Origin of the sequence: Nitrosomonas communis (genome assembly GCF_001007935.1) — a bacterium.
In the GTDB taxonomy this organism is placed as follows: Bacteria; Pseudomonadota; Gammaproteobacteria; order Burkholderiales; family Nitrosomonadaceae; genus Nitrosomonas; species Nitrosomonas communis.
The window spans coordinates 219,721-233,083 of record NZ_CP011451.1 but is presented as its reverse complement, the minus strand read 5'-3'; the positions used below and the strand labels follow the sequence as shown (position 1 = coordinate 233,083).

The 13,363-nt window shown below is 45.4% G+C and carries 9 protein-coding genes; 8 read left to right on the top strand and 1 reads right to left on the bottom strand.

Features of this window, described 5'->3' with window-relative positions; genetic code table 11:
• Positions 1-19 precede the first annotated feature (19 nt).
• Complete coding sequence (gene cysB, locus AAW31_RS00990; RefSeq protein ID WP_046848817.1) at positions 20-982, bottom strand: HTH-type transcriptional regulator CysB; 963 nt, start codon at positions 980-982, stop codon at positions 20-22.
• A gap of 350 nt (positions 983-1,332) precedes the next feature.
• Between cysB and AAW31_RS00985 the strand changes: the two genes are divergently transcribed.
• From AAW31_RS00985 to AAW31_RS00950, 8 genes are all read left to right on the top strand, one after another.
• Complete coding sequence (locus AAW31_RS00985) at positions 1,333-3,429, top strand: nitrite/sulfite reductase (RefSeq protein WP_046848816.1); 2,097 nt, start codon at positions 1,333-1,335, stop codon at positions 3,427-3,429.
• Positions 3,430-3,449: 20 nt separating this feature from the next.
• Positions 3,450-4,154 (top strand): phosphoadenylyl-sulfate reductase, encoded by a 705-nt coding sequence (locus AAW31_RS00980; protein ID WP_046848815.1) that lies wholly within the window; start codon positions 3,450-3,452, stop codon positions 4,152-4,154.
• 37 nt (positions 4,155-4,191) lie between these two features.
• Positions 4,192-5,097, top strand: a complete 906-nt coding sequence (cysD, locus tag AAW31_RS00975; protein WP_046848814.1) for a sulfate adenylyltransferase subunit CysD — start codon at positions 4,192-4,194, stop codon at positions 5,095-5,097.
• A 70-nt stretch (positions 5,098-5,167) separates the two neighbouring features.
• Positions 5,168-6,439 carry a sulfate adenylyltransferase subunit CysN gene (gene cysN / locus AAW31_RS00970; RefSeq protein WP_046848813.1) on the top strand — a complete coding sequence of 424 codons (1,272 nt, stop codon included), beginning with the start codon at positions 5,168-5,170 and terminating at the stop codon, positions 6,437-6,439.
• Between the two features lie 160 nt (positions 6,440-6,599).
• Complete coding sequence (locus tag AAW31_RS00965; RefSeq protein ID WP_046848812.1) at positions 6,600-10,136, top strand: FAD-dependent oxidoreductase; 3,537 nt, start codon at positions 6,600-6,602, stop codon at positions 10,134-10,136.
• A gap of 215 nt (positions 10,137-10,351) precedes the next feature.
• Positions 10,352-11,479: a Re/Si-specific NAD(P)(+) transhydrogenase subunit alpha gene (locus tag AAW31_RS00960; RefSeq protein ID WP_046848811.1), complete on the top strand. Its 1,128-nt coding sequence runs from the start codon at positions 10,352-10,354 to the stop codon at positions 11,477-11,479.
• Between the two features lie 72 nt (positions 11,480-11,551).
• A complete protein-coding gene (locus AAW31_RS00955) occupies positions 11,552-11,860 on the top strand; it encodes a proton-translocating transhydrogenase family protein (RefSeq protein WP_046848810.1) in 309 nt (102 codons plus the stop codon).
• Positions 11,861-13,246, top strand: a complete 1,386-nt coding sequence (locus tag AAW31_RS00950; protein ID WP_046848809.1) for an NAD(P)(+) transhydrogenase (Re/Si-specific) subunit beta — start codon at positions 11,861-11,863, stop codon at positions 13,244-13,246. It abuts the gene before it with no gap.
• Positions 13,247-13,363: the final 117 nt, after the last annotated feature.

Here is a 13,363-nt window from a genome sequence, read left to right as displayed (position 1 = left end):
AAGCGAATGCTATACAGGTTTATTTAATTGTTTGCGGTGTATCTTGTGCAGGTGTTATCAGCTGGTTTTTCATAGCAGCTTTGACCGTAGCTTCATCAAGGTGGGGAGCAAACATTTCGATGAAGTCATAGATATAACTGCGAATATAGCTATTACGGCTGATGCCGATACGCGTCGTGCTAGGTTCAAACAAATGACTGGCGTCAATTGCGCGCAGATGTTTGTCGCGGTGCGTGTCGAAAGCCATTTTTGCTAAAATGCCAATACCTAAACCAAGTTCTACATAAGTTTTAATTACATCCGCATCTATTGCAGTGAGCACCACGTTGGGAGTCAGTCCTTTAGATGCAAACGCCTGGTTAATTTTTGAGCGACCGGTAAACGCGAAATCATAGGTAATGATGGGATATTGCGCAATCGCTTCTAATGTCAGCGGATGTTGTTTGAGCAGGGGGTGCTTTGGGGTAACGATAATACTACGATTCCACTGATAGCAGGGAAGCATGACGAGTTCTTGAAACAACTCGATTGCCTCTGTCGCAATGGCTAAATCAGCTTCGCCTGAAGATACCAAAGTGGAGATTTGGGTTGGGTTACCTTGACGTAGTATGAGTTTAACTTTAGGGTATTTTTCGGTAAAACGCTTGATAACGGGTGGGAGTGCATAACGTGCCTGGGTATGGGTCGTGGCAATAATCAGGGTGCCGCTCGCTTTATCACTAAATTCCTGGCTGATTTGCTTCAAGTTTTCAACATCTTTGAGCATCTTCTCAGCAATCTCGACGATAACCTCGCCTGGGGGGGTAATTTTTACAATACGCTTGCCATTACGAACAAAAATATCCACACCTAGCTCTTCTTCAAGAAGTTGAATTTGCCGGCTTATTCCAGGTTGTGATGTGTGCAGACTTTCGGCAGCTTTCGACAGATTCAGATTCTTGTTAACGATTTCACGCAAATAACGTAATTGTTGCAATCTCATAATGTTTTTCATTATAACATAATATTATAATAATCTAATTTAATATTATTATGAGAAATATAATGATGCTGTTATGATGCATCCATCCAGCTAGAGGAAATCTTGCAAAAAACATAAAATCGTATGAGAAGTCAAATTTTTAAGGTGGGAAGAGTCAATTAAGGGAAGGATATAAAAATGGTCTGATACTTGTTTGCCAGTACTGCTTTTTCTTTGAAAAAAATGAATGTTGATAACCACTAACGCCAGAAGATAGATATCAGATAAAATAACAATAAAAATTATTAATATTTTTATCCTCATTGGCAATAAGCTGATGTGGTAAAGAAATTACGGAGAGAAGAAATAGGATGAATTATTTAACTGATCTCGCTAATGATGAGGAAATCGATTCATACGATCAATCATTGCAGGATTTTTTTGCGCAACGTATGGATACCGATCGTTTCACCGCTACCCGATTGCAAATGGGGATTTATGGGCAACGTCAGGAAGGCGTCAATATGGTGCGTGTCAAAATTCCTGGGGGACGGTTAATTCCGATGCAGTTAAATGCAATTGCAGACGTACTGGAGAATTATGTGCCGCATGGCGAAGCGCATATTACCACGCGGCAAGATATTCAACTGCATTATGTGCCATTAGCAGATACACCGGCTGTGATGCGTCATTTGGCGAAAGGCGGGCTCACGACACGTGAGGCGTGCGGAAACACCATACGCAATGTAACAGCTTGCCCTCTGACAGGTATTTGTTCACGTGAGCATACTGATATCAGTGCACATCTTAATGGAGTAGTTAAACATTTTCTACGTAAACCTCTGAATCAGCTGATGCCGCGCAAATTCAAGATCAGTTTCTCTGGATGCGAGTCGGATTGTGCGCAAGGGATGATTCATGATCTTGGCGTGATAGCAATTAGGCAGGGTACGCGTTTTGGATTTAAAGTCCTGGTAGGTGGGGGGCTTGGGCATAAACCTCGTGAGGGAATTGAGGTTGAATCGTTCATCGAAGAAAAGGACTTGTTGTTGGTGATAGAAGCTGTTCTCACCCTGCATAACAAGTATTCTGATCGCAGTAAACGTGCGAAATCGCGTATCAAGTTTCTAGTCGACAAATTTGGTGCAGATGGGTTTATCGAGAAGTATCGGGAAGAACTCGCGCGTGTCAAAGAAGTATTGGTCGAGCAGGATTATCCCAAAGGGGAGTGGACAGGTGGTATGGAGGAGAGTGAGGTGCCCGGTCCTGGCGCTCCCCGGGCGCTGTTCGCGCAAAAGCAAGCCGGATTGTACGTAGTGCCGGTCAGCGTACGCCTCGGGCAATTGACTTCGATCCAGATGCGTGGCATTGCCAGCATATTAAAGCAATATGACTTGCCAGAAGTTCGTGCCACGCAGGATCAGAATTTGATATTGGTTGATGTGCCACGAAAAAATATAGTGGAGATTCGGTCTGCACTCGCCAATCTCGGTTTGGGTTTACCTCAAGCAGGTGACAATGTCGTGGCTTGTCCTGGAACATCCACCTGCCGCTTGGGAATTACTTCCAGTCCGACTGTCGGAGGTAAATTATCAGGTGGAAGCGATGATCTGCGTATTCGGGTTTCGGGCTGTCACAATGGCTGCGCTCAGCCGGAAAGTGGTGATATAGGAATTTATGGCGAAGGTAAGCGCATGTTTGGTAAATTGGTGCCGCATTATCAGATGTATTTCGGTGGCAATGGTATGGTTAATGGTGGTTTGGCTTTTAAAGGTCCATCGGTACCAAGCGCCCGTATCGAGCTGGCGGTAGAGCGGGTGAAATCAGCGTATGCCGCAGACCGTGAAATGGAAGAAACGTTTTTTAATTGGACGCGACGAGTTGGCCAGAGTTATTTCGCTGAATTACTGGCTGATGTGGTAGAAGTTAAGCAGGAAGATTTGCAGTCAGTGCTACGCGATCACGGTCAGAGAGATGATTTCAGAGTATTACAGCTGGGTGGTGGAGAGTGTGCAGGTGCAAAACAGCAGCAGATCGGCACAGCTTTCTTTGATGCTGCAAACGAGCGTAATTATCGTAATGCACTAAAGTTTCAGCGTAAATTTAAGGAGTCAGCCAAGTGTGCGGAAGAAATTGTCCGTTTGATCAGCCAAGGATTGACCCAACTGGTGGGTGGTCAGAAATATGAAAGCCTGATAGAGCAGGCGGAAGAACTACAACGTGTGTTGCCAACCCAACCTAATCTATCTCAACAACTAGCTAAACTTGCTCGAGAATTTGCGCATTCTGCCAATGAATTGACAGATGCCTTGTTGACTGAATGGTATGCGGAATTGGATGTATGGACACTCGATGTGGCCAAGTTTTGTACCCAGTTTGACAGTCAGCTCGACTTAACAGGCTCGCTACCGCAAGCTATAGATAAGCCATTACAATTCCAGAAAATTTCGCAGTCAGCCGTAGTTTAAACTTTGCTTGATTAAAATAGATGGGTCAATCTGAAGTAGCACAAAAAGTCGAGCAACTACATGTTTTGCTCGCAAAGATACAGCGAGAATATGCACCCGCTGTGTTTGCCAATAGTTTTGGTGCCGAAGACATGGTTTTGACGGACTTGATCACGCGGTACTATCCGCATATTGCTATGTTTACGCTAGATACAGGGCGGTTGCCACAAGAAACCTACAATCTGATGCAACAAATAAAAGATCGCTATGGCGTTTCTCTCCAGGTATATTTTCCTGAGGCGGCTGCAGTGGAAAGCTATATCGCCCAAAATGGCCCTAATGGTTTTTATCAGAATGTCGAGTTACGCAAACGATGCTGTTATATCCGCAAAGTTGAGCCACTTCGCCGAGCATTAGCGGGCAAGGGTGCCTGGATCACAGGAATGCGTCGTGAACAAGCCGTCACGCGAGATGGTCTATCCATATCCACGTTTGATGCTGAAAACAACTTGCAGAAGTTTAATCCACTCTGTGAATGGAGTAATACCGAAGTATGGGCATATCTTAAACAATATAATGTCCCTTACAACAAATTGCATGATCGTTTTTATCCAAGTATTGGTTGTGCTCCTTGTACACGTGCGATAACACCTGGGGAGGACATTCGCTCTGGGCGCTGGTGGTGGGAGAATTCTGGCTCCAAGGAATGCGGCTTGCATGTAGGTAAAGCCGCCTGGATCAAATAGATAATACTGAATTTTTTTGTTAGAAGGTTAAAGAAGAATGAGTCATCGAACTTTTACCCACTTGGATGCCTTAGAAAGCGAAGCCATTCATATTATGCGGGAAGTAGCGGCCGAATGTACTAATCCTGCATTATTATTCTCCGGAGGAAAAGATTCCATCGTTTTGCTCAGATTGGCTGAAAAAGCCTTTCGGCCAGGACGCTTTCCTTTCCCGTTATTACATATTGATACCGAACACAATTTCCCCGAGGTAATTGAGTTTCGTAATCATCGGGCCAAAGAGTTAGGTGAGCGCTTGATTATACGCAGTATGGAGGATTCTATCAAACAAGGTAGAGTCGTGTTGCGCTCTGAAAACCAAAGCCGTAACCCATTTCAATCCATTACCTTATTGGATGCCATTGCGGAATTACGTCTTGATGCTTGCATTGGTGGAGCACGTCGTGATGAGGAAAAAGCGCGTGCCAAGGAGCGTATATTTTCATTTCGCGATGAATTTGGTCAATGGGATCCTAAAAACCAGCGACCCGAACTATGGAGTCTTTACAATACACGCACCCATCCAGGAGAAAACATTCGTGTTTTCCCCATTAGTAATTGGACCGAGTTAGATGTGTGGGAATATATTGAGCGCGAGCAGCTGGAAGTGCCTTCTATCTATTTTTCTCATTGGCGTGAGGTTATTCCGCGTGATAGCGGTTTGTTGCCAGTATCACATCTGGTCCAGCCCAGAGAGGGGGAACGCATAGAAAAAATGATGGTGCGTTTTCGCACCGTAGGTGATATGAGCTGTACCTGCCCAGTTATTTCTCAGGCTAAGAATATAAATGAAATTATCGTCGAAACCGCTATGACACGTATAACTGAGCGTGGTGCCACGCGTATGGATGATCAGACTTCAGAAGCCTCTATGGAATTGCGCAAAAAAGAAGGGTATTTCTAATTCAGTTTGCTCGTTGAAAAAACAGAAACCATTTCTATTTTAAGAATCACTTGTCAAAGGCTATTACCAAATGTCAGAAGTTAAAAATGTAAGGCTTGATCGTGCCGAACTGTTGCGTTTTATCACTGCTGGGAGTGTGGATGACGGGAAAAGCACTCTGATTGGGCGTTTGTTGCATGACTCCAAATCGATTTTTGAGGATCAGTTGAGCTCTATTGCGCGTAGTTCTAATAGACGCGGGATGCAATCGGTTGATCTTTCTTTATTAACTGATGGTTTACAAGCAGAGCGGGAGCAAGGGATAACGATCGATGTGGCCTATCGTTATTTTGCGACGCCAAAACGTAAGTTCATCATTGCCGATACCCCTGGCCATGAGCAATATACCCGAAATATGGTTACGGGTGCATCTACTGCTAATCTGGCGATTATTTTGATTGATGCACGCAAAGGTGTACTTACGCAATCTCGTCGCCATGCTTATCTTGCCAGTTTGGTAGGGATTCCTCATTTAGTCGTGGCCATTAATAAAATGGATTTGGTGGGGTATTCACGCGAGGTATACGAGCGAATTCGTAATGATTTTGCTTCTTTTGCCCAGGGGCTTCGTTTACGTAATATTGAATATGTTCCCATGTCTGCCTTGAACGGGGATATGGTGGTTGAAAGAGGCGACAAGTTGACTTGGTATGAAGGCACGACATTGATGGATTTGCTGGAAAATATCGATATTGAGCATGATGTCAATACCGATGATTTCCGCTTTCCTGTGCAATGGGTTTGTCGTCCACAAACTGAAGAATTGCACGATTTCCGTGGATACATGGGACGAATTGAATCAGGCTCAATTCGTGTGGGTGATGAAGTGGCGATTCTTCCTTCTGGATTATCTTCACGCATTAAAGAAATCCTTTTGTACAAGCATTCTTTTGAGGATGCATTTGCACCCCAATCTGTCACACTGACTATTGAAGATCACTTAGATATTTCTCGTGGGGATATGTTAGTAAAAGCTGCTGAGCAGCCACAAATCAAGAAGGAATTTGCTGCGATGCTATGCTGGCTATCTGAACAGCAACTTGATTCTCGCCGTAAGTATATCGTCAAGCACACGACGCGTATGATCAAAGGAATGGTAAGTCAGATTGACTATCGTGTGGATGTCAATACGCTCGATCATGAGACAACAGATTCCTTGAAAATGAATGATATCGCACGGGTGGTGATGAAAGTGCAGCAGCCAATTGTATTTGACAATTATGCTCATAATCGTGCTACCGGTAGCTTCATTATTATTGATGAAACGAGCAATAATACCGTCGCAGCCGGCATGATTTGCTAGATACGCTTTTTGGGAATAAACAGAATCTTACGATAGTGAAAAAGTAGCACCCATATCATTTTTTATTCAAAATTAGCTTGAGCCGGTCTTAAGCAATCGACTTCATTTTTCACCCTGAGTCCTCTATTTTTTTTTGCTATAAAAATATCAATAAACAATTATGACAAATTCAGCATTAATGCGTAGCAAACCATCAGTAGAAGTTATTATTCCTGATCTTAAATTTGGGATGGTTTTTGCGGATTTGTATTGCCGTGATGGTTTAGTCAAGCTGGATCAAGCATTTCTTGACTTTCTGCAAGCAGGTGATGCTGGTCTGTGTAAACGCTTGGAGCTGGCGCGCCTCCATCCGGATAGCTTGTCACTCAAAGATGAATCTGCTTTTCTGATTGAGCTTGCTCCGTGGATGGAGGATTTCATTGCACAGTTATTTGGTATAGACAAGGAAGTGCGTGTGCTTGCAGCGCGTCATCATGAACTTGCCCCGCTTTATTTCTGTAAGCGGCAATTTGTGCAACGTCGTGCCAAAACTAAGGTGAGCGATGAAGTATTACCAACCATAGACGCTAATGCTCTAGAAAAGAAACTCGAAGAAGAGTTTGGCGAGCCTTTTTCTGAGTTGGTGTTTGCAACACACGTGGCCCGATGGTTAGAGGATGAAGCAAACAACGCAGTCCGCATAAATGATGCGTTGCACTATGCGGCTTGGGCATTACGCACGCCTAAAGGGCAAGCGCATACCCAGCAAGGCGTGTTATTCAAATCTCCAGAAAAACTCGATTATCTGCACTTGTTGTCAATGGTAACCGATGATCATGCCGGTTATACTGTCCACCGTCTTGAGCATCTTCGTCAGCGTGAAGGATTTTCTCTGACTGATAACGGTACCGACCTGGTGGGCGCTTTGGATGAGACCAATTATTGTATCTGGTGTCATGAACAAGGTAAGGATTCCTGCTCAAAAGGATTCAAAGTCAAACCTAAAAGTGCCGAAGAACCCGCTGCTTTCAAGAAAAGTGAGTTAGGAGCATTACTCACGGGCTGCCCCTTGGAAGAGCGGATTTCGGAATTCCATAAACTCAAGTCGCAGGGAGTGGCGATTGGCAGCTTAGCCATGATTGTACTGGACAACCCAATGTGCGCAGGCACGGGGCATCGTATTTGTAATGACTGCATGAAATCCTGCATTTATCAGAAACAGGATCCGGTAGATATTCCGCAAGCAGAGACGCGCACCCTTAAAGATGTGCTCGAATTACCGTGGGGATTTGAGATATACAGCTTGCTTACGCGCTGGAATCCCCTTAATTTACGCAGGCCGCTACCCAGACCAGCTACCGGTAAGAAAGTTCTGGTGGTGGGAATGGGGCCTGCTGGCTATACTCTGGCACACCATTTGATGAACGATGGTCATACCGTAGTGGGAGTAGATGGTCTCAAGATTGAGCCATTACCGGCAGAGATTTCCGGAGTCGGTCTGCATGGAGAGCGTATATCCTTTAATGCTATTTATGATACCAATATGCTCCGTGTCGATTTGAATGAACGTATCCCAGGTGGTTTTGGTGGAGTGGCCGAATACGGTATCACCGTGCGCTGGGATAAGAATTTTCTTCAATTAATTCGTCTCTTACTGGAGCGACGGCCAGAATTTGCGCTTTATGGTGGGGTACGCTTTGGCGGTACTATGACAGTAGATGATGCGCTGGCTTTGGGTTTTGATCATATCGCGCTTGCCGCAGGCGCTGGGCGTCCAACTATTCTTGATTTACCCAATGGCTTGGCACGTGGTGTGCGCGCAGCTTCCGATTTTCTAATGGCACTTCAGCTATCCGGTGCAGCACAGGCTGATTCTATCGCTAACGTGCAGTTGCGCTTGCCTGTTGTAGTGATTGGTGGCGGGCTTACTGCGATCGATGCGGCTACGGAAGCTTTGGCTTACTATCCGGTCCAGGTTGAGAAATTTTTACAGCGTTATGAGTTACTTGCTTCAGAACAGGGAGAAACTGCCGTTCGCAATCGCTGGGATGAAGAAGAGCGGCAAATTGCTGAGGAGTTCTTGGCACACGCACGAGCGATTCGTGCCGAGCGTGCACAGGCAACTAAGGAAGAGCGAGCACCGGATATTCTGAAGCTATTGCAATCATGGGGCGGGGCTACCATTGCGTATCGTAAGCGATTAATTGACAGCCCTTCTTATACGCTGAATCATGAAGAGGTTGAGAAAGCAATGGAGGAAGGGATTTGGTTTGCTGAAGGACTGACGCCGTTGCGAGTTGATGTCGATCAATGGGAGCATACCCAGTCGATTAGATTTTCTGCTCAAACAGTAAATGAGGCAGGACAATGGCAAAAAATCAAGGAAGTTGATTTGCCCGCCCGTGCCATTCTGGTCGCCGCTGGTACCCAGCCGAATACCGTCCTTGCCAGAGAAGATGAGAAGTATTTCAAATTGAATGAACGCTATTTTGCAGCTTGCGATGATCAGGGGAATTCAGTTAGCTTGACAAGGGGTAATCCTAAGCCAGAGGCACCAGCGGTCTTGCTGAGCCACTGTGATGATGGGCGTTTTATCAGTTTCTTTGGTGATTTGCACCCGTCTTATTCAGGTAATGTAGTTAAAGCCATGTCAAGCGCCAAACAAGGTTATCCCATTGTCAGTCGCGTGCTTGAACGTGTTACGCCGGCTTCGGCTCAATTGAATGCTCAGTTTTTTGCTGAAATGAATCATCAATTGAGACCGACCGTACATAAAGTGGAAAGGCTGACACCTAATATTATCGAAGTGGTCGTGCGCGCACCTATGGCAGCAAGACATTTTCATCCCGGGCAATTTTTCCGCTTCCAGAATTTTGTGACATTGGCTCCTATGATAGAAAACACCCGACTAGCGATGGAGGGCATCGCATTGACAGGAGCATCGGTAGATTTTTCGAGTGGGCTTATTTCTCTGATTGCGCTCGAAATGGGGGGGTCAGCGAATTTGTTTACTTTGCTTAAGCCAGGCGAACCGGTTGTGCTGATGGGACCTACAGGTACGCCTACCGAAATTCTGCCAAATGAGACACTCGTCCTAGTGGGAGGAGGACTTGGCAATGCGGTGTTATTCTCTATTGGCGCTGCTGCACGTGCTGCAGGATGCCGGGTTTTGTATTTTGCTGGCTACAAAAAACTGGTTGATCGTTATAAAGTGGCTGAAATTGAGGCCGCGGCAGACACTATTGTGTGGTGTTGTGATGAAGCGCCTGGATTTGCACCTTCCAGGCCAGGTGATTTTAATTTCGTTGGCAATATTGTGCAGGCAATGGTAGCTTATGGCAGCGGTGCACTCGGTGCACAGCCTATATCCCTGGCAGATGCTGATCGTATCATTGCGATTGGTTCTGATCGAATGATGGCGGCGGTGGGTTATGCGCGTCATCATCAGCTGCAGCCCTATTTGAAAAAAAATCACTTTGCTATTGGTTCTATCAATTCCCCGATGCAATGTATGATGAAGGAAATTTGTGCCCAATGTTTGCAGCCGCATAAAGATCCTGAAACGGGTGAGATTACTTACGTTTTTTCATGTTTCAATCAAGATCAGCCATTAGATTGGGTTGATTTTAGTAGTTTATCGTCACGCTTGCGCCAAAATAGCGTACAGGAAAAATTAACCAGTCAATGGTTAGGTCGTTGCCTGAAAAATTTCAATTAAGAATAAAAGCGGCGTAGCTTATCATGGTGTTTATTGCCTTTGAATATATAAGACAATAACGCTCTAACGTATAGATAGGTTCACAGATAAATTATGTATAAGCTTCAATCAAAGCAATGTATTCATCAAGATTCATTTATAATCTCGCATTCGAGAAAAGTTATGCAAAGCATTTGGTATTTTCAAGTTTGAATAGAGGATAAGGGAGATAATCGATGCACATAGGCATACCTGCAGAAATTAATGCGGGAGAAACACGTGTAGCAGCTACGCCGGAGACGGTTAAAAAATATACTGCCAAGGGTTTTCACACTGTTCTGGTTCAATCTGGCGCAGGTGCTGGTGCAAGTATTCCTGATGCTGCCTACCAAGAAGCGGGTGCAGTGATCGTTAACGATGTATCACAATTATATGGTCAATCACAAATTATCCTGAAGGTGCGTGGCCCCGGAGCTGATGAAGTGGCGCTAATGCGCAAGGATGCGATTCTGATTGGTTTGTTGTCACCCCATCAAGTGGAAGGAATCGAGGTGCTCGCTCAACATGGCTTGACTGCGTTTGCCATGGAGAAACTACCGCGTATTTCACGTGCACAAAGTATGGATGTGCTGTCTTCTCAGGCGAATATTGGTGGATATAAAGCAGTCATTATCGCTGCCAATGTTTATCAGAAATTTTTTCCTATGCTGATGACAGCTGCAGGAACCGTGAAAGCAGCAAGAGTATTAATATTAGGAGCAGGGGTAGCCGGATTGCAGGCGATTGCCACGGCTAAACGGCTGGGAGCAGTGGTAGAAGCTTTTGATGTGCGTCCTGCAGTTAAGGAACAAGTTGAAAGCTTGGGTGCTAAATTTGTTGAGGTTCCGTTAACGGACGAAGAAAAAGCGAAGGCTGAAACAGCCGGTGGCTATGCTACTGAAATGTCGGATGATTACAAGCGTCGGCAGGGTGAATTAATTCATCAAAGAGCTGTTGCGGCTGATATTATCATTACGACTGCTTTGATCCCCGGGCGTCCAGCGCCAGTTTTAATAAAAGAAGAAACGGTTCAAGCGATGAAACCTGGTTCAGTGATAGTGGATATGGCGGTGGAGGCAGGCGGAAACTGCCCCTTATCAGAGCTGAATAAAACTGTGGTAAAACATGGTGTTCATCTCATCGGTATTGCGAATCTTCCGGGTCTGGTTGCCGCAGATGCAAGCGCGCTTTATGCACGTAATCTTATGAATTTTCTTAATTTAATGCTTGATGCCAAGAGCGGGGAGCTCAAAATTAACCAAGAAGATGAGATTATTGCCGGAACATTGGTATGTTCGGAGGGGCAGGTTGTCAAGAAAGCATGAGACAAAGAGTAATCTATTGTTTTGATGCGCGCTTTAATATCAATAAAAGTTAAGAATTCAAGAGGAGCACACATGATCGGTGAAATTGATCCAACGATAATTCATCTCACGGTATTCGTGTTGGCGGTTTTTGTTGGCTATCACGTGGTCTGGAATGTAACCCCTGCGTTACATACACCGCTGATGTCAGTAACTAATGCCATTTCTAGTATTATTTTAGTAGGCGCCATGCTGGCTGCAGGGCCTGCTGAAACCGACTGGGGGGTCTGGCTGGGGGGGGCGGCTGTCGTTCTTGCCTCCATTAATGTATTTGGTGGATTCCTTGTCACACAACGCATGCTGGAAATGTTCAGAAAAAAAGATAAAAAAGGAAGCGCCTAAATGTCTGCTGATTTGATTGCTCTCGCTTATCTGGTTGCAGCGATTTTTTTCATACTGGCGCTGAAAGGGCTTAGTTCCCCCCTTTCTGCCCGGCGTGGTAATTTGTTTGGAATGGTTGGGATGACGATAGCCGTTGGCACTACTTTGACCATTACCCAGAATTGGACATTGATACTCGGTTGTATCGCAATCGGAGCGATAATAGGTTCTATCGTAGCGCAGCGCGTCCAGATGACCGCAATGCCGGAACTGGTTGCTTTCATGCACTCGCTGGTAGGTTTGGCCGCAGTGTTCATCGCTATTGCCGCTGTTAATAATCCTGTTTCATTTGGCCTGCCTGAGATGTTGCCAGCTGGTAGCAAGCTGGAGTTATTTTTGGGGACGTTTATCGGTGCCATGACCTGGTCTGGCTCTGTCATTGCTTTTCTTAAATTGTCTGGCCGCATGAGTGGCGCTCCAGTTATTTTCACTGGGCAACACATGATCAATCTGACGTTAGCCCTGGTCATGATTGGCTTCGGTTTATGGTTCTTTTTCAGTGAGACGACTAACTGGCCAGCATTTATCACCATGACAGCGATTGCTTTCATACTCGGATTCCTCATCATTATTCCTATTGGGGGAGCAGATATGCCGGTGGTCATTTCCATGCTGAATTCCTATTCAGGCTGGGCCGCGGCGGGTATCGGCTTTTCGCTAGGTAATCCGATGCTGATCATTGCTGGCTCGTTGGTAGGCAGTTCTGGCGCAATTCTGTCGTATATTATGTGCAAAGCCATGAACCGTCCTTTTCTTTCCGTCATCCTGGGAGGCTTTGGTAGTGAGGGCGGCAGCCAAGGAGCCGCGGATGGAACACAGAAAACCTATCGCAGTGGAAGTGCTGAGGATGCTGCCTTCCTGATGAGCAATGCTGATAGCGTTATTATTGTTCCGGGGTATGGTCTGGCCGTTGCTCGTGCGCAACACGCAGTCAATGAGCTTGCCGAAGTTTTGCATGAAAAAGGCGTAAATGTTCGTTTTGCTATCCATCCCGTTGCGGGCCGTATGCCAGGGCATATGAATGTACTTCTTGCTGAGGCAGAAATACCGTATGAACAAGTTCTGGAGATGGAGGAGATCAACAGTGATTTTCCTAATACTGATGTGGTGCTGGTACTAGGGGCAAATGACGTGGTCAATCCAGCCGCAAATGTGCCGGGCAGTCCCATCTATGGTATGCCTATTCTAGAGTCACACAAGGCTCGTACCGTAATAGTCGTAAAACGTAGTATGGCTGCAGGTTACGCTGGCCTTGATAATGATTTGTTCTATATGGACAAGACGATGATGGTGTTTGGCGATGCCAAAAAAGTGGTAGAGGATATGGTGAAAGCAGTTAATGCCTAGAAGATGCTTATCCTTTTAAGTCACCTTCAAGGTATTAAGAGACTAATTTATTGATTCCTTTTGAGTTAGGATGAGTTGCTTTAAGTGCATTATTTTGCAGACTGGAGCAGCTTAGCT

Coding starts and splice junctions, on each gene's coding strand:
- cysB (WP_046848817.1), bottom strand. CDS start 982: ATGAGATTGCAACAATTACGTTATTTGCGTGAAATCGTTAACAAGAAT.
- AAW31_RS00985 (WP_046848816.1), top strand. CDS start 1,333: ATGAATTATTTAACTGATCTCGCTAATGATGAGGAAATCGATTCATAC.
- AAW31_RS00980 (WP_046848815.1), top strand. CDS start 3,450: ATGGGTCAATCTGAAGTAGCACAAAAAGTCGAGCAACTACATGTTTTG.
- cysD (WP_046848814.1), top strand. CDS start 4,192: ATGAGTCATCGAACTTTTACCCACTTGGATGCCTTAGAAAGCGAAGCC.
- cysN (WP_046848813.1), top strand. CDS start 5,168: ATGTCAGAAGTTAAAAATGTAAGGCTTGATCGTGCCGAACTGTTGCGT.
- AAW31_RS00965 (WP_046848812.1), top strand. CDS start 6,600: ATGACAAATTCAGCATTAATGCGTAGCAAACCATCAGTAGAAGTTATT.
- AAW31_RS00960 (WP_046848811.1), top strand. CDS start 10,352: ATGCACATAGGCATACCTGCAGAAATTAATGCGGGAGAAACACGTGTA.
- AAW31_RS00955 (WP_046848810.1), top strand. CDS start 11,552: ATGATCGGTGAAATTGATCCAACGATAATTCATCTCACGGTATTCGTG.
- AAW31_RS00950 (WP_046848809.1), top strand. CDS start 11,861: ATGTCTGCTGATTTGATTGCTCTCGCTTATCTGGTTGCAGCGATTTTT.